Below are 25,144 nucleotides of genomic sequence, written 5' to 3'. Positions count from 1 at the left end.
GCCCACGAGACGGTCGTCGACATCCACCTGACGGCTGTCCAGGCGCTCAAGGTGGACCCGTTGGGCAAACAGTCGGCGCTGCGGCCGCCCAGGCTTGTGGACGGCAAGCGACGCGTTTCACGTCTCGGTCATATCTGGCACTTGCGGAACATCTATGCCGCGTAGCCCAGAGCGTCCTCCTGGCGCAACCGGCCGGCCAGAACAGGCAGGGCGCCGGCCAGTGCTCCAGCACTGATGGCGCCAGCGAGATCATGATCCGAAGGTCGCGCCCGGTCGGTGTGACGTCGTGGGCGCCACGACTAAGGTATCGAGGCGTGAAGATGAGCGCGGTCGTGACCGGCGGGTTCGCCGTGGTGGTGGGGCTGGCGGTTCTGCTCGTGGTGAGTCCGGCCTCGTTCGTGGGCCTGGCGCCGGACTGGCTCACGCCGGACGGCACCGGCCGGAGCGCCGCCTGGGCCGCCGCCGGGTTCAGCACCGCCGTCGCCGGGCTCCTGGCGTTTCTGCGCGGCCGGGGGCGGTGGCTGCGGGCCGCTGCCGTCTCGGTGTTGCTGCTGTTCGCGGCCGTTTCCGGGGCGTACGCGATGAGCATCGGCGACACGGACCCGGACAAACCGGAGGAACCGGAGAACACCTGCGTGGCCTACAGCGGCGGCCGGCACACCTGCCCGGGCGGCTGACCGGCCCGCCCTGACGCGCCGGGAGGCACCGAGCCGCCCACGGCGGAGGCGGGCACCGAGTTCCCGCGGCAAAGGCGGGCGCGAACCTCCCACGGCGAAGACGCGCACCCAGCGATGCGCGGCCACGGCAGGCATCCGGCGATACGCGGCTACGGCAGGCGCTCGGCGATGCGCGGCCACGGTGGGCGGCGGTGTGCGGATAACACGAATGACGGGTGCGGCCCCGTACGCGAAGATCTCTTGATGGTGGAATTGAAGATCATCAAGGGTGACGCGACGAGCCCTCAGGCGAAGGGCCCGAAAGTGATCGCCCATGTCTGCAATGACATCGGGGCGTGGGGCAAAGGCTTCGTGGAGGCCGTCTCCCGGCGCTGGCCCGAGCCAGAACGTTCGTTCCGCAAATGGCACCGCGAACGGGCCGGCAACGACTACGGCCTCGGCGCGGTACAGGTCGTGCAGGTGCAGGCCGATATCTGGGTGGCCAACATGATCGGGCAGCGGGGCATCCGGACCGCCCGGTCCCGCCACAACGCCGCGCCGGTTCGGTACGAGGCGATCGAGAAGTGCCTGCACCTTCTGGCCGGGCACGCGCGGGAGCTGAACGCGTCGGTGCACATGCCGCGCATCGGGTGCGGGCTCGCGGGCGGACGCTGGGAGCGGATCGAGCCTATGATCGTTGCCGCTCTATGCGATCGGGACGTTCCCGTCACGGTCTACGACTTCTGAGAGGGCCCCGATGAGCCGCCTGATCAACGCGGTCACCATGACCACGATTCTCGACCGGCACCTGTTCGGGCTGGTCGACGAGGATCACGGGGAGGGCATGGTGAGCCCGCACGTGGACGGCGGCTGGGTGGCCACGGGCCGTGGTTCGATCGTGGTGGAGAGCCCGTACGACAACCTCGAGGCGATCCTGCGGCTGCAGGAGTGGGACGGCGAGCCGGAGCCGGACGGCGAGGCGTGGGACGACGTGGTGACCGTCGGCATGGAGTGCCTGGGACGCAACGGGCCGCTCGGGCTCAACCAGATCACCATGGGCTGGGACGACACCGGGTTCACGCTGAGCCGGCCGGGCTGGTTCCACGTGCGGCTGGCCTGCCGTAACGGGGCGGAGGCGCAGGAGGCGTACTTCGGCGTGCTGGCCCGGCACGGTCATGAGCTGACGCCGGCCTGTGACAAGGAGCTGTCCGAGCTCACGATCAAGGAGGAGTTCCTGGTTCAGTTCTGGCTGCGCGATCCGGACGCGGATCGTCCGGGACAGGGTCTAGGTTGACCCGGTGACTGCGGAACAGCTGATTCTCATCGGTGGATTGTGGACGGACGCGTCGGTGTGGGACGACGTCGTGGCGAAGCTGGACGGCGCGGTGCCGGTGCGCCTGCCGGCCGAGCGGTCGGCGACCCTGGACGACCAGGTCGCAGCGGTGCTCGCGGCCGTGGACGCCGCGCCGGGCAGGCCGATCGTGGTGGGGCACTCGGCGGCGTGCACGCTGGCCTGGCTGGCCGCCGACGCCCGGCCGGAGAAGGTCGGGAAGGTGGTGCTGATCGGCGGGTTCGCGATGGGCGACGGCGACCGGTTCTTCGGGCACTTCCCGATCGAGGACGGCGTGATGCCGTTCCCCGGCTGGGAGCCGTTCGAGGGCCCGGACGCCGCCGACATCGACGAGGCGACCCGGGCGGCGTTCGCGGCGAACGCGGTGCCGGTGCCCGAAGGCGTGGCGAAGGGGATCGTTCGGCTGACCGACGAGCGGCGGTACGACGTACCCGTCGTGGTCGTCTGCCCCGAGTTCAGCCCCGCGCAGGCCCGCGAGTGGATCGCGAGCGGCGACGCGGGGGACGTCGCCAAGGCCAAGCACGTCGAGCTGCTCGACATCGACTCCGGGCACTGGCCGATGCTGACCCGCCCGGCGGAGCTGGCCGAACTGCTGGCGCGGCTCAGCTCGTGAGTTCCGCCAGCCGGGCGTAGAGGCGGGCCGCGTCGTCCCGATCAAGATCAGGGGCGATGGCGGTCCCGCGCCGGAGGGCGGTCAGGCGTGCGGTCGGCGGGTCCTCCAGGAGAGCCTTGAGGGGTACGGCGGAAGTCGCCGGCCTGGCCCCGAAGAGGCGGGCCGCGGTCCCGATGATCGCGCGCAGCGGCCGGCCGAGGTTCCGGTGCATCCCGCTGTCGACGAACAGCGGGTTGTACAGGACGTACCGGACTCGGCTCTCCGGGAAACGGTCCGCGAAGCCCGCGCCGAGCAGATCGAGCGCCCGCGCCCCCTGCATGGTCGACGTGAGCAGCGAATATCCCCTGGTCAGCTGGAGATCGTCCCAGTGGATCCGGCCCGCCTTGATCCCGCCGACCCCGCACAGGTTGAGGAGCACCGGGTTCGGGGCACGCTCCAGCGCCGGGCGCAGCCCCTCGGTCAGCAGGTAGCGGGCGGCGACAACGACGGCGAAACTGCGTTCCAGGCCGTCGGCGGTCTCGATCCGCTTGTTGGAGAACTGGCCGGCGGACAGCACCAGGGCGTCGATCCGGTCCGGAAGCCGGGCGATCAGCTCGCGGGTCCCGGCGATCGATGACAGGTCGGCGTCGGCGCTGCCGAGAGCGATCACGTTCCAGCCGGTCAGGGAGTCGGCGAGGGCCTTGCCTATGCCGCGGGTACCGCCCGCGATCACCACAGTGCGCATACTGGGATCGTCGGCGCTACCGGACCGGTCGGAAAGAAGGCACATCCATGTCACTCCTGCCGCTGCCGGTCACCTCGGCGGATCGTGAGAGCTGCGAGGCGACGTCCGTGCTGCGGCGCGTCGGCGAGAAGTGGAGCGTGCTGATCCTGGCGGTCCTCGGCGAGGGGCCGAAGGGGTTCAACGAGCTCGATCGGACGGTGGAGGGGCTCAGCCGGCGCATTCTCACCCGTACCCTGCGCAATCTGGAGAGTGACGGGCTGATCAGCCGCAAGCCGGCCGCGGACCGGATGGAATACGCCCTGACCGATTCCGGTCAGTCCCTCCTGCCACTGATCATCGCCCTCGGCGAGTGGGCGATCGAACACCGCCGATGAGCCTGCCGCAGGAGCGCCTGATCGCCCGCGTCGCGGAGAAGTGCCGTGCCGACGAGCGGATCGTCGCCGCGCTGACGTACGGCTCGTTCGTGCAGGGCACCGCCGATGCGCACAGTGACATCGAGTTCTGGCTGTTCTTCGACACCGTTCCGTCGCGGCGGCCCTGGCTGGACGGCATCGGGCCGATCCGGCACGTGGTCGTCAACGAGTTCGGCAGTCACGTGGCGTTCTTCCCGGGCCTGATCCGCGGCGAATTCCACTTCGCTACGCACGGTGACATCGCGTCGGTCGCGAACTGGCTGACGCTCGCCCATCACGTCACGCTGCGTGGCGAGCTGCTGCGAGCGGCTGATGCGCTGGCGCACACGCGGCGGCATCTGCTGTGGATGGCCCGGCTCGCCGAGAACCGTACTCAGCACTGGCTCACCCCGTCCCGCAACGCGGAGAACGACCTGCCCGGTTCGGTGGTGACCGTGTTTCATCAGGCCAGGACCGTGGAGGCGGTCTGGTCGGCGGGACGCCGCTACTGCCTCGGTGTTCTCCCGGACGCGTCGATCAAGGATCTCGACGCAGCGGTTTCCGATAGCGGTGCATACTCTCCGTGACGCGGAAACCGAATCGTTCGTAGAGGCTGCGCGCACCGGACGGGTCGTGGGCCTCGGTGCGCAGCCGGGCCGGGCCGCCGATGCCCTCCAGCGCTCGCGCGAGCAGGGCGGAGGCGACGCCGCGCCGCTGGAAGTCCGGGTCCACCTGAAGGTCGTCGATCTCGTCGCCGATCACCGCGACGAAGCCGGCGATCCGCTCCCCCGCCGTCGCCACCTGGAAACCGGCCAGGTCGGAGCGTTGCAGCCAGGCCCGCCAGCGCTCTTCCGGCGGCACGGCGACGAACGGGCGGCCGGCCCAGGCCCGCCCGGCGAGCCGGTGCAGATCAGCGGCGTCCGATACGGTCACGGTCCGCATGTGGAGGCCTTCCGGCAAGAGCTTTCGCGGTACGGGTGACGCCTCCCGCACCATCCACACCATGCTGAACGTCTTCTCATAGCCACGGCTCAGCAGGAGCGCCTCCCTACTGTCATCACCGTCGGTGACATTGCCGCCGAGCATCACCGGGCCGGTCAGTCCCCGTTCGGCGGCCAGCCGGGCGGCGGCCGCTTCGGTCTGGTCGAGCAGCCGGCCGCCGATGCCGCGCCGCCGATGCTCCGGCTCGACGTGACCGTCCGTGAGAAACACATGAACACCGTCCGACTCGGTCCACGAGCGCAGCGACGCCCACCCCGCGGTTTCCTGCACCGACCAGTCCGTTCCCACCGTCCGCCTCCCTGTACCGAACGTTCTCCCTCTTGCGGGAGCCCTACCTGAACCGAACGTTCTCCCTCTGGCGAAAGCCCTACCTGAACCGACCGTTTCCTCCGCCGGGTCCAACCTGTACCGAACATTCTCCGCCCGCCGGCGGATCCGCCTAGAACGAACGTTCTGCCCCTGCCGAGAGGCCGACCTGGAACGAACGTTCTCCCCTTCGCCCGGCGCTCTGCCGACGGCCTCATCTCACAGCCTCTCCAGGACGGTTCGCCACCGCAGAGCCGGATTGGCCGCAGCGTGGACCGCCAACTCCGGATCGTCCAGCAGAGCCAGCACACGATCGGCCGGCAGGCGCGGGCAGCGCGCCATCGCCTCCCGTACCTCCTGATCAGGATCGGTCGTCAAGTGGTCGATCACCGCCGGATCGGCCGCCGGGTCACGCGCTGCCAGCAGCCGGACGCGGGGCTCGGCATGGTCGGCGAACCGTGCCAGCCCTTCTCGCGGGAACCCCGGCGATGACAGCAGGATGCCGTTGCGCGGGGTCTCCAGATACTGGTCGAGCAGCAGGTCGCCAGGAGCGGCAGGGTGGTTGCGGGCCAGGTTGGCCCGTACCGCCGGATCCGGATCGGACGCCAGCGCCGGGACCAGCGCAAGCGGAACGTCGTCGCGTTGTGCCGCCAGGCGGCGCAGCCGCGGATTCTCCGACCGCGCCCAGCGCGCCACCTCGTCGGGGTCGAGGTCTGCCTTCCCCGCCAGGATCGCCCGATCATTTTCGGAGACGTACGCGTGCAGCGCGACCGCCTCCCGAACCTCCTCTACCGGATCGGCGGCCAGCGTCTCGACCAGTTCGCCCGGCAGCCCGTCACGGGTCGCGACCGCACAGCGCACGGCCGGATCCGGGTCCCCGGCGAAAGTGGAGACCAGGGCGGCGGGCAGATCGCGGCGGCCCGCGAGCCGAGCCCGGACCTCCGCCTCGGGATCGCCGGCCAGCCGTGCGATCTGCTCCGGTGGCAGGCGGCTCGCCGCCGAGGACCGAACTTCGGTGTCCGGGAATCGGGAGAGCCGGTCCACGATGTCCGGGGGCAGGAACTTGTTGCCCATCATGGCGCGCACCTGCTCGACGTCACCGCCGCCCAGAATCTGCTCGATCAGGGGCCGGGAGAGCCGCCAGTTGATCAGCAGCATCCAGAGGGCGTGGCAGTGCTGCTCGGGCAGATCGCCGGGTTGCAGGGTCCGTTCCCAGTCCGCGACGGTGGCGGCCGCGATCGCCCGTACCTCCGGGTCCGGATCGTCGAGCAGGAACTCCCGGCGGTCTCGGCGGGTGAAGGTGGCCACCTGCCGGCGAACCCGGGGATCCGGATGACGCGCGGCGAAGTCCAGCCGGTCCCAGTTCGACTCGAAGAACTCGCCGAACAGTTCAGCAGTGGTGAACGGGAAGTCCGGCGGCGGGTCGATCATCCTCGTCACGAGGCGCGACAGCACCTCTTCGGGCAGGGCCCGCTTCCGGCTGGCCCACGCCTTGAACCACACCCGCCAATCCGGATCGTCGAGCAGGCGGTCGAACGATGCCGGGCTGAGCCGTTCGTTGCCGGCGACGGCCCGGCGCACCACGGCGGACGGATGGGCGGCCATCGCCTCCAGCAGGGACTGCGGGGTGTCGTCGCGCGCTTGAAGTCCGGCGGTCATCTGGTCGGGCCATTTCCGCCACAGTGCGGTCAGTACGTCGTACGGAAGGGAAGGATTCCGGGCGAGCCCCGCCGGCACCGTGGTATGCACGCGCCCGATCCTAGGACTGTCACACTCCGGCGGGCCGATTCGTCGTACCGGCATGACCCGCATTCTCGTGACCGGCTCCACCGGGACCCTGGGCCGTCCGGTGACCGATCTCCTGCATCGGCGCGGCGCCGAGGTACGCGGTCTGAGCCGCCGTGCCTCCTCCCTCACCGGCCCGGTGTTCCGTGGCGATCTGGCGACCGGCGAAGGCCTGGCTCCGGCGTTGGCCGGCGTGGACGTGGTGGTGCACTGCGCGAGTGACACCCGCCGGATGGGACGCTCCGACCTTCAGGCGACCCGCAACCTGCTGGATGCCGCCGGGCGTGCCGACCACCCGTACGTCCTCTTCCTCTCGATCGTCGGCGCCGACCGGATCCCGTACCCGTACTACAGGGTGAAACTGCAGCTCGAAGCCCTGATCGAGGCCTATGGCGGCGGGATCCTGCGCGCCACCCAGTTCCACGACTTCGTTCTCGGCGGCGCCCGCCTCGCCGCACGTCTGCCGATCGTCCCCGCTCCCGACGTCCCGGTCCAGCCGATCGCCACCACCGCCGTAGCCGCCCGTATCGCCGAACTCCTCGACGACCCTCGGCCCGGCCGTGCCGCTGACCTGGGCGGTCCTGAGGTCCTGCACACGCCTGAGGTGTTCCGCTCCTACCTCACCGCTGTCGGCAGCCATCGCCGCATACTGCCGGTGCGCCTTCCCGGCGCCACCTTCCGCGCCTTCCAGCGCGGCGCCCACCTCACCCCGCATCGATCTACCGGCCAGCTCTGGTCCGACTTCCTGCAGACCCAGTTCTCCGGTACGACGACCGGCCCCTGATCCGTCTCCGACTTCCGGCTGTCTCACTGGCTCCTGCGATAGTCCAACAGCACACGGAGGACTATGGGGTGATCAGTCGCTCGCCACTTCGCCGCTAACCCCTACTCTGACAACAATGTTGGGATCACGACGGAGGTGCAAGTGACAGGTGAGGCGAGCATTCATCGGTGCCTACCCGTTCCGCCAGCTCGTAAGCGTCTTGCCCTGCACTCTCCGCCTCGATGGGTGTGCGTGGTATGCGGCCAGGCGGTCGGCGACGCCATCGACAGCGATGACGCGCTCCTGCGCCCGGGCGAACCCGGCTGGGCTGGTCCAGTCCTTCGCACCATAGGCGACAACATGCACGGCGCCACCAGGGCATGGCTGAACGAGTCGATCGGGCAGCACGACAGCGGCACCTTGAAACTCGTCCACGATGTCGACCTCCTCCTGGAGGACGCACTGAAGGAACCAATTGATGATCTTGAACTACTCAGCGCTTGCCGCTGGCTGGAGGAGGCGGCCGGCGGTAGCGAGCTACACCGTCGATTCCGTGACATACCACGGTATGGCCTTCTGGCCTTGCTCGATGTTGTGGACGGCCAGATCGACTACCGCGAACCCAGACTTGGACCAGTCGTAGAGATCGGTATCGCGGTTGCTGAGATACTCGGGGGTGGCATCCTCGGAAACGGCGCTTATGACATGGTCAAGGCCACCGTTGCACGACTGCGCAACAGGAGCAATAAAGAGACTCCTCCCCAGACATCGCCAAACTCGAAGCCACTGGCGCGAACCGACGCCCTGGCACTGGCGCTGGCCGCCATCGACTCAGACTGGCCCGAACACTCTGCTCTCGTTCCGCGACTATTGGTTCGAGACGAGCAGCGTACTAATTCCGGGACCTGGAGGTTCGTCCTGACACATTCAGGACAGGTATTCACCGTGCTCGTGCCTCCAGGGAATCCCGGCTTGAGTGATCTGACGATCAGCCGTCGGAACGCTTGAGGCTCAACCGAACAGCTCGGACAGCGAAACTTCTATGACCGCAATCCCAGCAATAGCGGTGAAGGCGATGTGCGCTCTCCCGGAGGTGGCATCCTGCGCGATATCGATAGCGGTCACGGGGGCTGCCACCACCACCCGACGAAGTTCCGAGCCGGCCGCAAGGTCCCAGAATCGCAACGTATGGTCATCCGAACCCGAGACCACGATCGCCCGGCCTCCCACCGTGACTGCGGCTACCGCGTTCACCCATCCCAGGTGTCCTGAGAACGGCCTACCCCATTCCGTACCGGCGCTGATGTCCCAGCTACGAACTGTTCCGTCGTCACTGGCGGTGACCGCGATCGTTCTACTGTCGACCTCGGTGACACAGATGTCCAGAATCCAATCTGTATGCCCCGTCAAAGGCGGACCGACAGACTCGCGGGTCAGTAGGTCCCAGATGCGGACTGTTCCGTCGTTTCCGCCAGATACCAATAGCGGGCGATCACCTACCACAACGGGCTGGAGACACCGCACCGGACCGACATGGCCCCGCATCGGCTCTCCGACAACGACGCCCTCAGCAAGATCCCACAGACGAATAGTGCCGTCCTCACCGGCCGAGACAAGAATCTCCCGACCGTCGATCTCGATGCGCTGCGCGTCATTCACGGCACCCTGATGAGCGCGCAGAGGCCGGCCCATTTGTGCCCGAGTCTGTAGATCGAATCGGCGGATTGTCGCATCGCTGGATACGGAGTACACCACCTCGCGTCCGTCCACACGACCCACGCCAACAGTGTTGACGATCGACTCATGCCCTTCAAGGGCAGGACCGAATGGTTGCCCCGTGGCCGCATCGACCACGTGGACTCGAGAGTCTCCCCCAGCCGTCACGAGTACGTGTCGGCCATGGATCTGCGCTCTGGCCACCGTCTCCAGCGACGTAGCACCGCCCAGAACCACATCTACCGGGCCAGCGGAATCTGAGCGCCAACGGCGGACACTAGGGTCGACCGCGCTGGAGATCAGCAGGTGTGAGCGGCCGGACGCGATCGTGGCGAGGCCGATCACTCCACGGACGTGCTCGATCAGCACTTGCGGATCGCCGTCGTTGGCGTTCAGATCCCACATGCGCACGCGGCCGTCTGAGCCGCCTGAGTAAACACGACCTCGATCATCGGCTGGACCCGCGGCGACAGACCAGATGCCGCTCCCGAGGACCGTCAATGGGGGACGGACGGCAGCAAGGGTTGACGGGTCACGCACAATGAGGGTCCCGTCATATGAGCCGGACACGACCAACGGTTCTCGCCGCGTCTGCACGACTGCGAGGGCTCGGACCGTAGCCAGATGATCGCGCTGGACAGCCACACATTCCGAAGTCACCGGATCCCAGGCTCTCACCGTGGAATCCGCTGCGGCAGAGTAGATCAGCACCCGATCCGCTACCGAAGCGCCGGCCACAGAACAGATGGCGCCGTCGTGCCCCACGAGGGCCGGCCCCCACTGAGCCGAATGCTGAAGATCCCATAACCGCACTGTCGCATCGTCCGCGCCTGAAACCAGAATCTGCCTTCCATCAACAGATACAAGCGCCAGAGCACGGACAGGTCCAGCATGTCCTACCAGGAGGCTCACCTGTGCTCGCGTCGAAAGGCTCCATATGCGGATGTCGCCGTCCGCGGAAGCGGACACCAGAAGATCCTCGCCGCCGACACAGGCCGTGAGGACCGCATGAACTCTCTTGCGATGACCCTCGAACGGTGACCCGATCAAATCGCCGGTGGTCAGGTCGATAAGGCGCACCGCACCATCGGATCCGCCGGTTGCCAGAATTTCCTTACCAACAGGGTCGGCGAAGGCATGGATGGAGACCGTGGAGTTCAAATCTGTGATCGAGGCTGATCCGGTACGCCATCGAGCCCAGATCGGCGAGATTTCAGAAGTCGGCAGATCGGCGGGGGCATCCAGTCCTGCCACCGTAATCTGGAATCTTAAGCTATCCGCCCTAGAGATGATGTCGGCATCACCAAGATACGGCTCACAAATCGCCCAAGCGCCCAAGATAGGTGCGGCATCGGCGGATATTCCAAGGTCGAGAAGACGACGAACAGAGAGACTTGTCTCCCAGGGCAAGAAACGCGCTGGAATATGCTGGTCATCAAGAACGGAACCCCTATTGGCATGTTCGACGAGATGCCGCCTAACATACGGGTGAGGAACCGAAATGTTGGAGCCGACGACCAGATCCCCGAGCGTCGTCGCTATTTCGGCATGCACATCGGAATCATCTTTCTCGTCGACACCCGAGCCCGCATGCCACACGGACTCGTCTCGAAGAACCTCGCTGATGCGCTCATGCGTCGGCCGGTAAACAAGCCGTCCGTCCTCGCTGTCAGAAGTCATATACCCGGCTAGCCGTCCGCCGGTCATTGCCATAATCGCAGCATTGATGTCTTCGGCACCGGCCGGCTGCCGACCGAATCGACGTGCAATCGCAGGCCAGACATTCGACCAGGGAAGTCCCGCACCGAACGAGTACGCCGTGGCTCTGATAGCAGCCACCAGGTGATCCAATGGTATGGATTTTCTCCGGCTTTCGTCGCGAAGATCCTCACGAAGAAGTCCCGCGGCGCCGTTCTTGAGTGCCGCAAGGACTTCACCGAAAGGAACGGAACCACCGCCGGCGAGGACCCGACTGACCGCGATCCGTGCGTCAAGGAATGACGGCGTTGCCGCAGCCGCGAGCTTGTCCGCGAGTTCTGCCGTCTTCTCTTCAGCCGTCTCGCGAGGCTCATCATGGCCTGCATCACCTACGGGGAGAAGCAGTGCTCGCACATACTGAGCGATTGAGGCGGTCACTTCGGGCGCTTCGTCCACCCGCTGGATCGCCAATTCAGCTCCGGAACCAACCGTCGCCAGAACGCGTTGTACAGCGCCGACAAGGCTATGCGGCGCTACTCCGACCGACTGGGTCGGCCGGTCTGAACGGATTCCCAGCAGGATCCGGACGAGCGGATTCCCGGCCGCGCTGACGATCTTTTCCAGTTCACCGACGACCTCAGAAATCACTAGGGCCGGCTCAATTGCCTCATCCACCCCGTCGATGACGATTGTTGTTGTCGTATCGGCATTTTTGATGTGATCGCACAGGCGGTCCACGGCTCGCTGAAGGGGAGCCGGCTCCTCCGCGCCGAGAAGTCGCAGCATGGTTCGACTCAAAGAATCACAGTCGAGATTACGGGCGTAGACCGCGACATCAACAGCCCCTGTCGCAGGAAGAAGGTCAGACGGAACCTGTCTGATCACCTCGGCGAACTTGGGATTTGCACGAAAGCGCGGATCCGTCAACGTGACTGCTCTGGCCAGAACAGCGGACTTGCCACTACCGGCTTCCCCCGTGACAACGAGGACTCCGGTGCCATCCCGGAGAAATTCGACGATCCGCCGCATGATTTCGGCACGCCCGGTGAAATACCACCCCGCCTCCGATTCCGATAGTCTTCCCGACGCCCGAGAGATCCAGTGCTCAAGATCTTCGGAGATCGACATTGCCATCTGCCTTCGCTCCGGATCCACGAACTCGTTCGGCGGCACGAAAGCGGGGTTCGGCAAACAAGGGTTTCCTATGGAACTGAGCGAGGAGCGCGGCCACGCCCACAGAGGCTCAAGAAGCGAAACCTCGGCCTCGAAAAGCATGGACAGCTCGCTCGCCACGTCCTGAAAAGAGAGGTAACGGCCCGAGAATCCGTTGCGCGGATCAGCGAACCGGGCATGCAAACGGCTCAGTACGGTGACGAACTCGCCGACGCGAGGCTGCTCGTCGAAGTCCGCACAGGTGAGAATGGCCAATGTCTTCAACTTACGCCGTTCAGGACGCAGACTTCTCAACCTCATACCGAGTTCGACCTGCAACACTCCCGCATAACAGGAATCGATCATGACTACGACGTGCTCGGCATCCGAGGCGACCACTGTCTCCACGAGGTCAGCAGTTGCGTATGCCGTCAACGAAAGATTTCTCTCGTCCGTCTCCGGAAGTATCAGGAAATGTCGGCTGGAAGGGTCATGCACTCCATGTCCGGTAACGTAGAGAATCGTCGGCTCGTCAACATGGAGCCGCCCTATTCCATTCTCACGAATAAATTTGTGTATCTGGAAGACATCGCGCGGAGCAAGATACAATAGGCCGCTGTCACCGCCTGAGCCTTTATTACCGAACCAGCCAGTCACCACGGCGATCTGGTCGTCTACGGCGTCGTTGTACGGGCTCGGTCCACCTTGGTCGCGAATCGCTATGACGATCAGGCGGCGACGATCAGGTGTCTCGTCTGGTCCAGTCATCGACGGTGAGCCCCCGCCTGACGCAGGCCGCCACCGGGTTTCATGGGCTCGTCGGTCCTGCATGCTCCGACTTGGCTACGGCCGATCACAGCGCCCCCTCTAGATTTGCAGCTGCACCGCCTCCAATCCTTCCTGAAGGAAGACACCGTCACAACAGTGAATGTGACTACCTGCCCTCGAGCAATGCACACATGTGACGCCGGAATCCGTTCAATGCAGAGCAAGGACGGCGCTGTCCCGGCCCGCAAAGAGGCCGCGACCCGCTGCGAGCCCTGCCTGGTGTTCGTCAAAGAGCTTGCCTGATGCGTACGATCCACGCGTGCCGGCTTACCTCACCGGGGTCGTCCTCTTCGTGATCGGCCTCTGTCTCTCGCTCACGCTGCACGAGGCGGGGCACCTGCTGACCGCGCGCGCCTTCGGGTTGCGGGTGCGGCGGTTCTTCGTGGGCCGCGGCCCCACCGTGTTCGCGTTCCGGCGCGGCGGCACCGAGTACGGGCTGAAGGCCCTCCCGATCGGCGGGTTCTGCGAGATCGCCGGGATGACCACGCTGGACGAGCTGACCCCGGACGAGCGGTCCCGGGCGATGTGGCGGTTGCCGGCCTGGAAACGCACCGCCGTGATGGCGGCCGGGCCGGTCACGCACGTGCTGCTGGCGATGGCGATCCTGTACGGGATGGCGGTCAGCACCGGCCTGCCGAACCTGCACCCGGTCAGCGCGCCGGTGATCGCCGCGACCAGCTGTGTCGACACGACCCGGTGCCCGGCGGCGGAGGCGGGGCTGCGGCCCGGCGACCGGATCACCGCGGTGGCCGGGACACCGACGCCGGCCTGGACCGACGTGCTCGCCGTGGTACGGGCGGCGGACGGGCCGACGGCGCTGACCGTGCAGCGGGACGGGGTGACGCTGGTCCTCACGGCCGAGGTGGCGCGGGTGTCGCGGGACGGCGGGACGGTCGGCATGATCGGCGCGACGGCGGCGCCGCCCCCGGCGTACCTCACCTATGGACCGGCCGCGGCCGTCGGCGCGACCGCGAGTTTCACCGCCGACCTGATGCACCGCGCCACCGCGCAGTTGATCGCCTTCCCGCAGCGGCTCCCGGCGGTGGTCGAGGCGATCGGCGGCGCCGAGCGGGGCCCGGACACGCCGATCAGCATGGTCGGTGCGAGCCGGCTCGGTGGCGAGGCCGTCGAGCGCGGGCTGTGGGAGGTGTTCCTGCTGCTGCTGGCGAGCCTGAACCTGTTCATGGCGGTGTTCAACCTGCTGCCGGCGCTGCCGCTGGACGGCGGGCACATCCTGGTGATCTGGTACGAGAAGGCCCGCGACGCCGTGCGCCGGATGCGCGGGCGTCAGGCGCTGGGCCCGGTCGACTTCACCCGGCTCTACCCGGTCACCCTGGCTCTGGTCCTGATCGGCGGCGCGGTCATGCTGCTGACCATCACCGCCGATGTGGTGAACCCGGTCCGCCTTTCCTGAAGGTACGGGCCACGCCAGGCGTCCCCTCACGACGGTCCGGACGAGATCACCAGCCATCAGCGATGTCGTCGATCTTGTAGTTCTCCCGCTCGATGGTGCAGACTTCCCCGGCCGCTGCTCGGCACGACTCTGGGGTGAGAGTGGGCAGATCCATGCTCGTTCGGCTACGCGCCGTCGCGGCAGTGGCCATGCTCGTCGGGTTCTACCTCCCGGCGCTGGCGCTGGCCGCGGGTCTGGTCACGATCGAACTGCTCGCGCTCGATCGATCCGTGCCTGCGGCCGGCACGACGGCGCTCTTCGTCGTTCCCGCGCTGTTCGCTCTCGTGAAGGCCCTGAACACCGTCGAGAAGCAGCAGGGCACCGAGAAGGTCATGGGCATCGGCGTGACGCCCGGGGAACAACCCGTGCTGTGGGCCTTGGTGCATGAACTGGCCCGGCGGGTCGGCACCCGGGCCCCCGACAAGGTCATCATCGTCGCGGAGGTCGACGCGGCGGTACGGGAACAGACGCGCTTCCTCGGTCTCGGCGTGGGCAGGCGGGAGATGTTCGTCGGTGCGCCGCTGCTGGCCTGCCTCACCGAGGCGCAGTTGGCTGCCGTGCTCGGTCACGAGTTGGCCCACTACGGCAACCAGGGCACGCGGATTTCCAGCATCGTGATGACGGGCCGTAACGCGCTGCGCTCGGTGCTGTCCGGGCTCCACGCCGGCGATTGGTTCTCGCGGCGGCTCGCCACGCTTGTCGAGCCGTACGCGAAGCTCTATTTCCGGGTGTCCGCCGCGCCCTGCCGTCGTCACGAACTCGCTGCGGACGTCACCTCGGCCGAGGTGGCCGGGTCGGCTGCGGCCGCCTCCGCCCTCCGGGAACTCCCGGCGGTCGAAGCCGTGTGGACGCACTTCCTCGACTGGCACCTGGGAACGGCGTGGGCCGCCGGCTACCTGCCGCTCACGTTCTTCGACCGATTCGCGCGTCTGCGGGACGAGCCGGAGATGCGCGTCGTCCTGGACGAGATCCGGATGAGCCCGCCCGAGCCGGAACAGATGCCTGACGACTCGCATCCGCCGCTGCGCGATCGCATCGCGGCGATCGAGCGGCTCGCCCGCCCTCGGCCGCCCGGCGGCGAGCGCCCGGCGACCGCATTGCTGCATGGCGACGTGCTGGACCAGTGCCTGATGAACACGCTTGCCGACGAGGCGGCCACGAAGACCAGTGTCGACTGGGTGACCGCCGATCACGTGAGTGCCCGCCGCGCGGTGGCGAGCAGAACCCAGGCGGTGCTTGCCAAGGCCGGCGGCACGTTGGGCCACGTGCTGGACGCGCTCGATGCCGGACGGGTCGCCGACCTCGGGCCCGACGGCTCTGGTCCGGGTGACACGTCGGCCGGTCCCCGCGCGCGCCGCGAGTTCGCCATGCCGTACGTCCGCAACGACGTGCGGGCGCTGGTCGCACTCGCCCTGTCCGACGCGGGTCGCGGGAGCTGGACGCTGTCGTGGTCGGGTGATGCCCGGCTCGTCACGCCGTTGGCCCTCGACGAGGACGTGATCACCGCGGCGCTGGCCCGCGACACCACCGGCCTTCGCGCCATGCTCGCCGCCGCCGGCGTCGGGCTCGACTACCACCCCTTTTAGGACACCACATGTCGCTGCTGAGTAAAGCCGGGGAATACCTCCAGATCTTCAAGCTGATGCGGGAGGCGAGCCGCCGTGGCATCGATATCGACGACATGCCGATGGAGGTGGTGGCCGCGACGCTACGTCCCAAGAAGGCTGACCCGGCGCGGCACGGCCTCGTGCCGGACGCGGCCCTGACCACGGATCGAGCCCCTGACCCCGAGTTGGACCAGGCTACGGCCGCCGCAGAAGCGGGGCAGTGGGAGCCGGCGGCCCGGTTGATCGCTCGCACCTGGCGGGACTGGGATCGCCGCGCTGTCCTCGTCGGCCACTTCGGCACGCTCGCGGCGCACGACGACACCTGGCTGACGGCGTGGCGGGCAGCCCGCCCCGACGACGGTGACCTCGCCGTCGTGCACGCCGATGCGCTCGTCACGCTCGCCTGGCAGATCCGCGGCTCCGCCTTTGCCAGCGAGACCACCCGGGAACAGGCCGCGGGCTTCCGCCGGGTGCTCGGGCAGGCCGAGGAGGCCGCCTGGGACGCCACGCGCCGCATGCCGGACGATCCCACCCCGTGGGTCACCCTGATCACCCTGGCCCGTGGCCTGTCCTACGACCACGACGCGTTCGGCCGGCTGTGGCAGGGACTCGTCGAACGGGCGCCGTACCACCTCCACGGACACGTGCAGGCGCTGCAGTACTGGTGCCGCAAGTGGCACGGCTCGCATGAGCTGATGAACGCCTTCGCGGACCGCGCCGCGGCGTCGTCGCCGGCTCTGGCCCGCCTGCCGTTCCACGCGGCGATGGAGATGGACGGCTCCGACGGCGCCGAATGGCGTTCGCCCAGCGTCCAGCGATCGATCGCCACCATGCTGGCCCAGCCGAACCTGACGCACAACGACCGTGGCTGGCTGGCGTACGCGCTGACGCAGGGCAAGCGCTACGACGAGGCGGTCGAACAGTTCCGTGTGCTCGGCGCCGACGCCAGCGGTGGCCCGTGGGCATCCTGGGACGACGGCGCGAAGCTGATGTTCGCCGAGACACGAGCCGATGCCTGCCGGCACGCCCGCCCGCGCCGCTGATCCCCGCCTTCACCTGCGCAGGCGCGTCGGTGTTCCGGTTCGGAGACGCGCAGGTTGCCGAGGGTCCGGCTCGCCCCGACCGTAGGATGATCGGATGGGATTCACCGGCATCGACGACCTGCTCAGCCGTGACGAGCTCGGCGTGAGCTCCTGGCATCTGGTCGACCAGGACCGCATCGACCGGTTCGCCGAGGTCACCGGGGACCGGCAGTGGATTCACACCGACCCGGAGCGGGCCGCGCGGGAGAGCCCGTTCGGCGGCACCATCGCGCACGGGGCGCTGACCCTGTCGCTGTGCATGACCTTCCTGACCGAGGTCGTGGAGGTCGAGGGGGTGACGATGGTGGTCAACGGCGGGTTCGACAAGGTCCGCTTCCACACGCCGGTGCCGGCCGGGTCACGGCTGCGCGGCGCGATCAACCTCCAGCAGACCCGCAGCATCCCCGGCGGCGCCCGGATCGTGGTGCGCACCCGCGCCGAGATCGACGGCGCCACCCGCCCGGCCTGCGTCGCCGACCAGGTGCTCGCCCTCTACCACGGGCCGGCGTGATGGCGATCGAGCTGGAGGAACTGATCGTCGCCGACGCCGCGGCGCTGCGGGTGTGGCTGCTGGAGAACCACACCACCTCGCCGGGAGTGTGGCTGGCGCTGACCCGCAAGGGCGGCACCGTCACCACGCTGACCTGGCAGCAGGCCGTCGACGAGGCGCTGTGCGCCGGGTGGATCGACGGTCAGGCGCGCAAGCGCGACGAGGAGACCTCCTGGATCCGGCTCACCCCGCGCCGGGCGCGCAGCTCCTGGTCGCAGCGCAACGTGGAGAACGTGGCCCGCCTCGAAGCGGAGGGCCGGATCCTGCCCGCCGGGAAGGCCGCGGTGGAGGCGGCCAAGGCGGACGGCAGGTGGGCGGCCGCGTACGCCCCGCCGTCCGAGGCCGAGGTGCCCGCCGACCTACTGGCCGCGATCGCGGCGAACCCGGCCGCCCAGGCCATGCTGGACGTGCTCACCAAGGCGAACCGGTTCGCGCTCATCCACCGGCTCAACGCCGTCAAACGCGCCGAGACCCGGGAGCGCAAGATCGTCGAGTTCGTCGCGATGCTGGCCCGCCACGAGACCTTCTACCCGCAGAAGGCCAGACCGCGATGACCGCCGGGAACGCTTCAGAAGATCTCGTCCGCCCATTCCGGGTGGTCGATGAAGGGGTTCCGGTTGTGCTGGTACCGCTCGAAGATGATCTCGTTGCGGCGGCGCTCGAACGCGTCCACCGGGTCCTGGTCGTGCCACTTCAGCAGCGCTGACAACCGGCCCAGCCGGCCCCTGCCGGTGCTGGTGACGGCCTTGTCGACTTCGAGGTCCAGTTCGCCGCGGCCGCCCTCGTACCGCACCGCCATGTAGAAGACCATCCGCGCGACGTCGCCCTTGGCTTCGTCCCTCGGTTCCCAGGAGTCCTCGTCGGACCGGTTGTTCGGAACCCCGGGCACGGGATCGCCGCCGTTGTCGAAGTCCTCGTTGCCACGCATGCGGTTGATGTCGACGTCCTCCGGCCGCAGGTGGTGCAGATCGGTACCGACGCCGGGATCGGTGTCGAACCGGCCCTCGGACTGCGGCCAGACGTGCTCACGATTCCACTGGCCGTCACCGCCCCCGTTCTGATTCTTCGACCGGCTGATGCCCGAGTAGACGAGGATCACGTTTCTCCGGTCCGCGGGATCCTCGTCGGTGACCTTGAGGGCATCCCACACCTTCTTGTACGAGAGGTGCCGCGCCCCGGTCGAGATGATGTCGTGCAGGGCGTCCTTCAGCTCGGCGCCGGTCAGGCCCTGGGCGGCGGCGTAGTAGTCGGCCGTGGCAGCGGCCGAGGCCGGGGCCGGCACCGCGACCGGGGGCACCGCCAGCACGAACACTCCGGCAAGCGCGGTCATCACACGCACGGGTCACTCCGATCGACAGGTGATATCAGCGCGCCGAGCGTATGAAGAACATCGGGCCGCAGCGGCCGGAACAGCCGCCGGTCACCCGAATCGGCGTGCCCGCCTTCCGGGGCCTGGCGAGACGGCATGGCGCCGTTGACATCGCCGCCGGTACACCCGCGTCAGAGCGCGGCCGTGCCCATCGGGACGTGGTGGAAGGTGCGGCGGTAACTGTTCGGGCCGACCCCGGTGGCCGCCCGCAGATGCTGCCGCAACGACGCCGACGTGCCGAAACCGGCCCGCTCGGCGACCCGCTCGACGGGCAGGTCGGTGGTCTCCAGGAGATTGCGCGCCAGGTCGACACGCTGGTTGATCAGCCACGAGCCGGGGGTGGCGCCGGTCTCCTGACGGAACCGGCGGGTGAACGTCCGAATGCTCATCCGGGCGTGCCCGGCCAGCGTCGCCAGGGTCAGCGGCTCGTCGAGGCGCTGCAGCGCCCACTCCCGGGTCGGCGCGGTGGACGTCTCGGCGCGGTCCGGGACCGGCTGCTCGATGTACTGTGCCTGGCCGCCGTCGCGCCACGGCGGCACGATGCAGCGCCGGGCCACCGCGTTGGCGATCTCGCTGCCGTGGTCGCGGCGCACGATGTGCAGGCACAGGTCGACGCCGGCGGCCGCGCCGGCCGAGGTGAGCACGTCACCGTCGTCGACGAACAGCACGGCGGGGTCGACAGCGATGCCCGGGAACAGCTTCTGGAAGTGGCCGACGCAGTGCCAGTGGTTGGTGGCGGGACGGCCGTCGAGCAGGCCTGCGGAGGCCAGCACGTACGCCCCGGTGCAGATCGACACGAGCCGGGTGCCGGGGCGCACGTGGGCGAGGGCGGCGCGGACCGGGTCGCTGAGGCGGCCCTCGGTGAACATCGGCGCGACCGGCTCCAGCGCGGGCACCACGACCGTGCCGGCGGTGGCGAGGATCTCCGGCCCGTGTTCAGGGGTGATCACGAAGTCGGCGGCGGTCGGCACCGGGCCGTCGCCGAGGCCCGCGGTGACGACCTCGTACAGCGGGGCGCCGGTGTGGTCGACGGCGCTCCCGAAGACCCGCTTGGGGATGCCCATCTCGAACGGGTAGACGCCCGGCAGCGCGAGCACGACGACACGATGCATGGCCAGATCCTTTCACATGTCGTCGTTCAGGCCACTGTTTCGCCGGTGCCACGAACGGGAGGCTGATCGCCGAGACAAGACAACGGAAGGACCGGTACGGAATGCGTGCGATCAAGCAGGAGACGCTGGGTGGGCCCGACGTGCTCACCGGGACGACGGTGGAGAAGCCGTCACCGGGGCCGACCGAGGTCCTGGTACGGGTGCACGCCGCCGGCCTCAACCCGGTCGACGTCAAGTCCCGGCAGGCCGGCGGCTTCCTGGGGCAGCCACCGTTCGTCCTCGGCTGGGACGTCTCCGGCGTCGTCGAGCGGGTCGGCATCGGTGTCACCCTGTTCAGCCCGGGTGACGAGGTGTTCGGGATGCCGTGGTTCCCGCGGCAGGCGGGCGCCTACGCCGACTACGTGACGGCCCCGTCGCGGCACTTCGCCGCCAAACCGGAGAACCTCGACCACGTCCGGGCGGCGGGTCTCCCCCTGGCCGGGCTGACCGCCTGGCAGGCCCTCACCGACCGCGCCCGGGTGCGGCCGGGCCAGCGGGTCCTGATCCATGCGGCGGCCGGCGGGGTCGGGCATCTCGCGGTGCAGATCGCCAAGAGCCTGGGGGCGTACGTGATCGGCACCGCCCGGGCTGGCAAGCACGACCTGCTCCGCGAGCTGGGCGCGGACGAGGTGATCGACTACACGGCGGTCGACGTGGCCGCGGCGGTCGCGCCGGTGGACGTGGTGATCGACCCGATCGGCGGCGAGAACGGCCCGCGCAGCCTGCGTGCCCTGCGCCCGGGCGGCATCCTCGTCTCCCTGAACTCCCCGGCCGAGCAGAACCTCGTCCCGCAGGCCGAGGAGCTGGGGGTACGCGCCGGTTTCCTGCTCGTCGAACCGGACCGGGCCGGGCTGCTGGCGCTGGCCGACCTGGTCCGCGCCGGCCGGCTGCGGGTGCTGGTCGAGGCCGAGTTCCCCCTGGAGCAGGCCGCGAAGGCGCACGAGCTGAGCGAGACCGGCCGTACCACCGGCAAGATCGTCCTCACCACCAACGCCTGAGCGTGTTGATTTCGGCCGCGCAGCGCGCCCGAAATCAACACGCCATCAGTGCCGCTCGACGTCGCGGGCCAGGCCGCGCAGGGTGGCCGCGAAACCGGCCTTGCCGATCAGGTCCACCAGCGGAGCGACGTACCGGGTGATCCGGCGAGGGGACACCGTCACGTCCTCGGTCCAGGTCACCCGGCACCGCCCGCCGGGCAGCGGCGCCACCGAGAACCAGGCCCGCCCGTGCACCACCCGGCCGTGCTTGGTGATCTCGCAGCGGCCGGGCCGGTCGCCGGACGGCGGCTCCCACACGACGATCTCCATCGGATCGTCGAAGCCGAGCGGCCCCACCCCGGTGCGCGCGACGAACCGGGCGCCGATCCCGTCCGGCCGCCCGCCGATCACCCGCACTCGAGTCAGCGGCACCCAGTCGCCGTGCCGCGGCCAGTCCACCAGCGTGTTCCAGGTGTCGGTGGCGGGGGCGTCCACATCTCGGGTGACGGTGAAGGCGGCCATGCCGACACGGTACCCAGACGACCCGCCGGGTATGACAGTGGAATGGATCATGTACGTCTGCGTTTCGACGGCTGGATCGCCGGGCTCGGCACCGCCGGTGGCACCCGCCTCGTCGTCGGTCACTGGCCGGACTCCCCGCTGGGGCCGGTCACCGATGTGATGGTGGAGCGCCCGGACGGGCATCGGCTGCTGCTGGCCGAGACCGCCGAGCTGGCCGCGTTCGTTGCCGAGACCTACACCTTCGATGAGGTACGGGTGAAGCCCGTCACCGTGAACCGGACACCGTCGGCGTGGACGGTGTCCGCCGGGCCGCTCACCGTCCGGTTCACCACCGGTGGCCGTGGCCTGCTGGGATGGCTGCTGAAAGCGGTCCCGCCGGCGCTGTCCCGGCAGTTGTGGTGGGTGCGGCTGATCGACCTGCCGGCCCGGCTGCTCCGGGGCGTCCGCACGCACGGCAGCGCCGGCAACGGCAGGCGCGAGTGGTACGCCGTCCGCGACCTGCACACGATCGTCTCCGCCACCGCCACCATGGACGGCCTCGACCTGGGCACGCTGGCCGACGTGCATCCGCCGGTGCGTTTCGGGTTCGGTTCGGCGCCCCGCTCCCCCGCCCTGGTCCGGATCACCACGACGGTGGAGGTAACACGCTGGCAACACCATTGAACTGGGAGCGCTCCCATGTAACGATGACGGTCACTGTCTCGCGAGGTGGTCGCCCATGTTGAAGAAGTTCGCCGGAGCCGTGACTGCCGCCCTGCTCGGGGCCGGTCTGCTCTGGGTCGCCGCGCCGTCCGGGGCGTCCGCCGCCCCGGCCCGCAGTTACGGGGAAGCGCTGCAGAAGTCACTGTTGTTCTACGAGGCCCAGGTGTCGGGCAAGAAACCGGACTGGAACCGGGTGTCCTGGCGCGGCGACTCGGCGATGACCGACGGCGCCGACGTGGGCCTGGATCTGACCGGCGGGTGGTACGACGCCGGCGACCACGTCAAGTTCGGCCTGCCGATGGCGTTCACCACGACCATGCTCGCCTGGGGCGCGGTGGAGAACCGGCAGGCGTACGCGGACTCCGGGCAGTTGACCCATCTCCTCAACAACCTGCGGGTGCCCAACGACTACTTCATCAAGGCGCACCCGTCGGCCGACGTGCTGTACGGGCAGGTCGGCAAGGGCGACGACGACCACAAGTGGTGGGGTCCGGCCGAGGTGATGCCGATGGCGCGTCCCGCGTACAAGATCGATGCCACCTGTGGGGGAAGCGAACTCGCCGCCGAGACGGCTGCCGCGATGGCCGCCAGCTCCCTGGTGTTCCGGCCCACCGACGCGGCGTACGCCGACAAGCTCCTCGGCCACGCCAAGCAGCTGTACTCGTTCGCCGACCGGGTGCGCCGCAACTACCACGAGTGCATCACCGACGCGACGTCGTTCTACCGGTCCTGGAGCGGGTACGCCGACGAGCTGGTGTGGGGCGCGATCTGGCTGCACCGGGCCACCGGCGACGCGTCGTACCTGGCGAAGGCCGAGGCGGGGTACGACGCGCAGGGCAACGAGAACCAGACCAGCACCAAGATGTACAAGTGGACGATCTCCTGGGACAACAAGCAGTACGGCAACTACGTGCTGCTGTCCCAGCTGACCGGCAAGCAGAAGTACCTCGACGACGCGAACCGCTGGCTCGACTGGTTCACCGTCGGCGTCAACGGCGAGAAGGTGCGCACCTCGCCGGGCGGCATGGTGGTGGTCGACTCGTGGGGCGCGCTGCGGTACGCCGCCAACACCGCGTTCGTCGCCCTGGTGCACAGCGACCATCTCAGCGACGCCACCCGCAAACAGCGCTACCACGACTTCGCGGTCCGGCAGATCGACTACGCCCTCGGCGACAACCCGCGCAACGCCAGCTACGTGATCGGGTACGGCGCGGACTCGCCGAGGAACCCGCACCACCGGACGGCGCACGGCTCCTGGTGGGACAGCCAGACGGTGCCCGCCGAGACCCGGCACGTGCTGTACGGCGCGCTCGTCGGCGGCCCGTCCTCCCCCGACGACAAGTACACCGACAGCCGCGGCGACTACGTGATGAACGAGGTCGCCACCGACTACAACGCCGGGTTCACCTCCGCGCTGGCCCGGCTGTACGGCGAGTTCGGCGGGCCGCCGCTGGCCGGCTTCCCGGTCGCCGAGAAGCCGGACATCGCGGAGCTGTCCGTCGAGACCACCGTCATGCAGAACGAGACCCGGTCCACCGGGGTGAAGGTGGTCGTCTACAACAAGTCGGCGTTCCCGGCCCGGGCGCTCACCGCCGGGAAGTTCCGGTACTACTTCACCCGCGACGACGACAAGCCGTTGCAGGTCAGCTCGCCGTACACGCAGGGCTGCCCCGGGCCGACGGCGGCGAAGCAGCACTCCGAAAACGTCTGGTACGTCGAGGTGGACTGCACCGGGTACCGGATCGCCCCGGCCGGGCAGTCGGCGCACCGGATGGAGGTCCAGCTCAAGATCGGCGTCGCCGAGGGTGGCGTGTGGAACCCGGCGAACGACCCGTCCTACCAGGCCGCGGCGGGGCCGAACCCGCGGGTGGCGCTGTTCGACGGGACCACGCTGGTGTGGGGCGCGGTGCCGGACGGGACGACCCCGGATCCGACCCCTTCGGACTCGCCGTCGCCCTCGCCGTCGGTGTCGGTGACTCCGCCGCCGCCGGCCGGGTGCCGGATCGCGTACACCACCAGTGACTGGGGCTCCGGCTTCACCGCGACCGTGACGATCACCAACGGTCCGGTGGCGGCGAGCGGGTGGACGCTGACGTTCCCGTACGCCAGCGGTCAGAAGGTCTCGCAAGCCTGGTCGGCCGAGGTCAGCCAGTCGGGCACCCAGGTGACGGCCCGGAACGCCGCCTGGAACCCGGGCCTCCCGGCGGGCGGCACGGTCAGCTTCGGCTTCAACGGCACCCACACCGGCACGAACCCCGCCCCGACCGCCTTCACCCTCAACGGCGCCGCCTGCACGGCGGGCTGACCCGGACCGGCTCCGGACGAGGTCTCGTCCGGAGCCGGTCGCGCCCGTCGATACTGTGCCCGTATGGCATCGATCAGGAAGTTCCAGGTGACCTTCGACTGCGCGGACCCCGATCGGGTCGCCCGGTTCTGGGCCGAGGTTCTGGGATACGTCCGGCAGCCGGGCACCGCCGCGGCCTGCGTGGACCCGGCCGGGGAGGGACCGCGCCTGTTCTTCCAGAAGGTTCCCGAGGGCCGGGTCGTGAAGAACCGGGTGCATCTGGACGTACGGGTGGGCACCGGTCTCACCGGCGACGAGCGGCTGGCCGTCCTGCTGGCCGAATGCGAACGCCTGGAAGCCCTGGGCGCGAAGCGCGTGCAGGTGCTGTACGCCGACGGCGTGAACGAGTCGTGCATCCCGATGCAGGACGTCGAGGGCAACGAGTTCTGCCTCGACTGACC

The 25,144-nt window shown here is 68.7% G+C and carries 24 protein-coding genes; 17 read left to right on the top strand and 7 right to left on the bottom strand.

Translation table 11 applies throughout. The features are described from left to right. The first annotated feature begins 314 nt into the window (after positions 1-314). The 4 genes from ACZ3II_RS34485 (at position 315) to ACZ3II_RS34470 (ending at position 2,620) form a co-directional block, all read left to right on the top strand. Positions 315-677: a hypothetical protein gene (locus tag ACZ3II_RS34485; RefSeq protein ID WP_465523238.1), complete on the top strand. Its 363-nt coding sequence runs from the start codon at positions 315-317 to the stop codon at positions 675-677. Positions 678-920: 243 nt separating this feature from the next. After that, positions 921-1,403, top strand: coding sequence for a macro domain-containing protein (locus ACZ3II_RS34480; RefSeq protein WP_465523376.1), 483 nt, complete (start codon positions 921-923; stop codon positions 1,401-1,403). Positions 1,404-1,413: 10 nt separating this feature from the next. Beyond that, complete coding sequence (locus tag ACZ3II_RS34475; RefSeq protein WP_465523236.1) at positions 1,414-1,950, top strand: hypothetical protein; 537 nt, start codon at positions 1,414-1,416, stop codon at positions 1,948-1,950. A 4-nt stretch (positions 1,951-1,954) separates the two neighbouring features. Further along, positions 1,955-2,620 carry an alpha/beta fold hydrolase gene (locus ACZ3II_RS34470; RefSeq protein WP_465523234.1) on the top strand — a complete coding sequence of 222 codons (666 nt, stop codon included), beginning with the start codon at positions 1,955-1,957 and terminating at the stop codon, positions 2,618-2,620. On the opposite strand, the gene ACZ3II_RS34465 is transcribed toward ACZ3II_RS34470, so the two are convergent. Further along, complete coding sequence (locus ACZ3II_RS34465; RefSeq protein ID WP_465523232.1) at positions 2,610-3,344, bottom strand: Rossmann-fold NAD(P)-binding domain-containing protein; 735 nt, start codon at positions 3,342-3,344, stop codon at positions 2,610-2,612. The genes ACZ3II_RS34470 and ACZ3II_RS34465 overlap by 11 nt on opposite strands. A gap of 47 nt (positions 3,345-3,391) precedes the next feature. Between ACZ3II_RS34465 and ACZ3II_RS34460 the strand changes: the two genes are divergently transcribed. Next, a complete protein-coding gene (locus tag ACZ3II_RS34460; RefSeq protein WP_465523230.1) occupies positions 3,392-3,718 on the top strand; it encodes a winged helix-turn-helix transcriptional regulator in 327 nt (108 codons plus the stop codon). After that, positions 3,715-4,323: a hypothetical protein gene (locus ACZ3II_RS34455; protein WP_465523228.1), complete on the top strand. Its 609-nt coding sequence runs from the start codon at positions 3,715-3,717 to the stop codon at positions 4,321-4,323. The genes ACZ3II_RS34460 and ACZ3II_RS34455 overlap by 4 nt, the downstream gene beginning before the upstream one ends. Here ACZ3II_RS34455 and ACZ3II_RS34450 read toward each other — a convergent pair. Both ACZ3II_RS34450 and ACZ3II_RS34445 read right to left on the bottom strand, forming a co-directional pair. After that, complete coding sequence (locus tag ACZ3II_RS34450; RefSeq protein ID WP_465523226.1) at positions 4,274-5,026, bottom strand: GNAT family N-acetyltransferase; 753 nt, start codon at positions 5,024-5,026, stop codon at positions 4,274-4,276. The two genes, ACZ3II_RS34455 and ACZ3II_RS34450, sit on opposite strands and share 50 nt — an antisense overlap. Before the next feature lie 237 nt (positions 5,027-5,263). Further along, entirely contained in the window at positions 5,264-6,793 is a 1,530-nt protein-coding gene (locus ACZ3II_RS34445) for a hypothetical protein (protein WP_465523224.1), read from the bottom strand. Between the two features lie 52 nt (positions 6,794-6,845). On the opposite strand from ACZ3II_RS34445, the gene ACZ3II_RS34440 reads away from it, so the two are divergent. Continuing rightward, complete coding sequence (locus ACZ3II_RS34440; protein ID WP_465523222.1) at positions 6,846-7,613, top strand: SDR family oxidoreductase; 768 nt, start codon at positions 6,846-6,848, stop codon at positions 7,611-7,613. Positions 7,614-7,952: 339 nt separating this feature from the next. Continuing rightward, a complete protein-coding gene (locus ACZ3II_RS34435; RefSeq protein ID WP_465523220.1) occupies positions 7,953-8,600 on the top strand; it encodes a hypothetical protein in 648 nt (215 codons plus the stop codon). 3 nt (positions 8,601-8,603) lie between these two features. Here the strand turns inward: ACZ3II_RS34435 and ACZ3II_RS34430 are convergent, their stop codons facing one another. Then, positions 8,604-12,926, bottom strand: a complete 4,323-nt coding sequence (locus ACZ3II_RS34430; RefSeq protein ID WP_465523218.1) for an AAA family ATPase — start codon at positions 12,924-12,926, stop codon at positions 8,604-8,606. A 319-nt stretch (positions 12,927-13,245) separates the two neighbouring features. Here ACZ3II_RS34430 and ACZ3II_RS34425 point away from each other — a divergent pair, with 319 nt between their 5' ends. From ACZ3II_RS34425 to ACZ3II_RS34405, 5 genes are all read left to right on the top strand, one after another. Continuing rightward, positions 13,246-14,400 (top strand): M50 family metallopeptidase, encoded by a 1,155-nt coding sequence (locus tag ACZ3II_RS34425; protein ID WP_465523216.1) that lies wholly within the window; start codon positions 13,246-13,248, stop codon positions 14,398-14,400. 188 nt (positions 14,401-14,588) lie between these two features. Continuing rightward, positions 14,589-16,025 (top strand): M48 family metalloprotease, encoded by a 1,437-nt coding sequence (locus tag ACZ3II_RS34420; protein ID WP_465523214.1) that lies wholly within the window; start codon positions 14,589-14,591, stop codon positions 16,023-16,025. Between the two features lie 8 nt (positions 16,026-16,033). Next, positions 16,034-17,089: a hypothetical protein gene (locus ACZ3II_RS34415; RefSeq protein WP_465523212.1), complete on the top strand. Its 1,056-nt coding sequence runs from the start codon at positions 16,034-16,036 to the stop codon at positions 17,087-17,089. A gap of 94 nt (positions 17,090-17,183) precedes the next feature. Further along, positions 17,184-17,639 (top strand): MaoC family dehydratase, encoded by a 456-nt coding sequence (locus tag ACZ3II_RS34410; RefSeq protein ID WP_465523210.1) that lies wholly within the window; start codon positions 17,184-17,186, stop codon positions 17,637-17,639. Beyond that, complete coding sequence (locus tag ACZ3II_RS34405; RefSeq protein ID WP_465523208.1) at positions 17,639-18,232, top strand: YdeI/OmpD-associated family protein; 594 nt, start codon at positions 17,639-17,641, stop codon at positions 18,230-18,232. Before ACZ3II_RS34410 ends, ACZ3II_RS34405 begins: the two co-directional genes overlap by 1 nt. A gap of 14 nt (positions 18,233-18,246) precedes the next feature. Here the strand turns inward: ACZ3II_RS34405 and ACZ3II_RS34400 are convergent, their stop codons facing one another. After that, the gene (locus tag ACZ3II_RS34400) at positions 18,247-19,008 is read right to left on the bottom strand and encodes an endonuclease I family protein (RefSeq protein WP_465523374.1); all 762 of its coding nucleotides are present in this window, start codon (positions 19,006-19,008) and stop codon (positions 18,247-18,249) included. A 170-nt stretch (positions 19,009-19,178) separates the two neighbouring features. After that, on the bottom strand, positions 19,179-20,159 hold the full coding sequence (locus ACZ3II_RS34395) for a GlxA family transcriptional regulator (protein WP_465523206.1): 981 nt from the start codon (positions 20,157-20,159) through the stop codon (positions 19,179-19,181). Positions 20,160-20,260: 101 nt separating this feature from the next. On the opposite strand from ACZ3II_RS34395, the gene ACZ3II_RS34390 reads away from it, so the two are divergent. Continuing rightward, positions 20,261-21,196, top strand: coding sequence for an NADP-dependent oxidoreductase (locus tag ACZ3II_RS34390; RefSeq protein ID WP_465523204.1), 936 nt, complete (start codon positions 20,261-20,263; stop codon positions 21,194-21,196). Positions 21,197-21,241: 45 nt separating this feature from the next. Here the strand turns inward: ACZ3II_RS34390 and ACZ3II_RS34385 are convergent, their stop codons facing one another. Further along, positions 21,242-21,697 (bottom strand): SRPBCC family protein, encoded by a 456-nt coding sequence (locus ACZ3II_RS34385; protein ID WP_465523202.1) that lies wholly within the window; start codon positions 21,695-21,697, stop codon positions 21,242-21,244. A gap of 42 nt (positions 21,698-21,739) precedes the next feature. On the opposite strand from ACZ3II_RS34385, the gene ACZ3II_RS34380 reads away from it, so the two are divergent. The 3 genes from ACZ3II_RS34380 (at position 21,740) to ACZ3II_RS34370 (ending at position 25,142) form a co-directional block, all read left to right on the top strand. Next, positions 21,740-22,360 carry a hypothetical protein gene (locus ACZ3II_RS34380; RefSeq protein ID WP_465523200.1) on the top strand — a complete coding sequence of 207 codons (621 nt, stop codon included), beginning with the start codon at positions 21,740-21,742 and terminating at the stop codon, positions 22,358-22,360. Between the two features lie 55 nt (positions 22,361-22,415). Beyond that, on the top strand, positions 22,416-24,704 hold the full coding sequence (locus ACZ3II_RS34375) for a glycoside hydrolase family 9 protein (protein ID WP_465523198.1): 2,289 nt from the start codon (positions 22,416-22,418) through the stop codon (positions 24,702-24,704). Positions 24,705-24,767: 63 nt separating this feature from the next. After that, the gene (locus ACZ3II_RS34370) at positions 24,768-25,142 is read left to right on the top strand and encodes a VOC family protein (protein ID WP_465523196.1); all 375 of its coding nucleotides are present in this window, start codon (positions 24,768-24,770) and stop codon (positions 25,140-25,142) included. The last annotated feature ends 2 nt before the right edge of the window (positions 25,143-25,144 follow it).

Source organism: Actinoplanes sp. NPDC019969 (assembly GCF_055562375.1).
The sequence above is the reverse complement of the archived record's forward strand: the minus strand, read 5'-3'. Positions and strand labels throughout refer to the sequence as shown.

Bases quoted from the DNA above. Each gene is read 5' to 3' on its own strand.
- ACZ3II_RS34430 (WP_465523218.1), bottom strand. From the start codon at position 12,926: ATGACTGGACCAGACGAGACACCTGATCGTCGCCGCCTGATCGTCATA.
- ACZ3II_RS34410 (WP_465523210.1), top strand. From the start codon at position 17,184: ATGGGATTCACCGGCATCGACGACCTGCTCAGCCGTGACGAGCTCGGC.
- ACZ3II_RS34400 (WP_465523374.1), bottom strand. From the start codon at position 19,008: ATGACCGCGCTTGCCGGAGTGTTCGTGCTGGCGGTGCCCCCGGTCGCG.
- ACZ3II_RS34405 (WP_465523208.1), top strand. From the start codon at position 17,639: ATGGCGATCGAGCTGGAGGAACTGATCGTCGCCGACGCCGCGGCGCTG.
- ACZ3II_RS34390 (WP_465523204.1), top strand. From the start codon at position 20,261: ATGCGTGCGATCAAGCAGGAGACGCTGGGTGGGCCCGACGTGCTCACC.
- ACZ3II_RS34380 (WP_465523200.1), top strand. From the start codon at position 21,740: ATGGATCATGTACGTCTGCGTTTCGACGGCTGGATCGCCGGGCTCGGC.
- ACZ3II_RS34435 (WP_465523220.1), top strand. From the start codon at position 7,953: ATGCACGGCGCCACCAGGGCATGGCTGAACGAGTCGATCGGGCAGCAC.
- ACZ3II_RS34460 (WP_465523230.1), top strand. From the start codon at position 3,392: ATGTCACTCCTGCCGCTGCCGGTCACCTCGGCGGATCGTGAGAGCTGC.
- ACZ3II_RS34465 (WP_465523232.1), bottom strand. From the start codon at position 3,344: ATGCGCACTGTGGTGATCGCGGGCGGTACCCGCGGCATAGGCAAGGCC.
- ACZ3II_RS34440 (WP_465523222.1), top strand. From the start codon at position 6,846: ATGACCCGCATTCTCGTGACCGGCTCCACCGGGACCCTGGGCCGTCCG.
- ACZ3II_RS34395 (WP_465523206.1), bottom strand. From the start codon at position 20,159: ATGCATCGTGTCGTCGTGCTCGCGCTGCCGGGCGTCTACCCGTTCGAG.
- ACZ3II_RS34370 (WP_465523196.1), top strand. From the start codon at position 24,768: ATGGCATCGATCAGGAAGTTCCAGGTGACCTTCGACTGCGCGGACCCC.
- ACZ3II_RS34475 (WP_465523236.1), top strand. From the start codon at position 1,414: ATGAGCCGCCTGATCAACGCGGTCACCATGACCACGATTCTCGACCGG.
- ACZ3II_RS34480 (WP_465523376.1), top strand. From the start codon at position 921: ATGGTGGAATTGAAGATCATCAAGGGTGACGCGACGAGCCCTCAGGCG.
- ACZ3II_RS34385 (WP_465523202.1), bottom strand. From the start codon at position 21,697: ATGGCCGCCTTCACCGTCACCCGAGATGTGGACGCCCCCGCCACCGAC.
- ACZ3II_RS34455 (WP_465523228.1), top strand. From the start codon at position 3,715: ATGAGCCTGCCGCAGGAGCGCCTGATCGCCCGCGTCGCGGAGAAGTGC.
- ACZ3II_RS34415 (WP_465523212.1), top strand. From the start codon at position 16,034: ATGTCGCTGCTGAGTAAAGCCGGGGAATACCTCCAGATCTTCAAGCTG.
- ACZ3II_RS34420 (WP_465523214.1), top strand. From the start codon at position 14,589: ATGCTCGTCGGGTTCTACCTCCCGGCGCTGGCGCTGGCCGCGGGTCTG.
- ACZ3II_RS34375 (WP_465523198.1), top strand. From the start codon at position 22,416: ATGTTGAAGAAGTTCGCCGGAGCCGTGACTGCCGCCCTGCTCGGGGCC.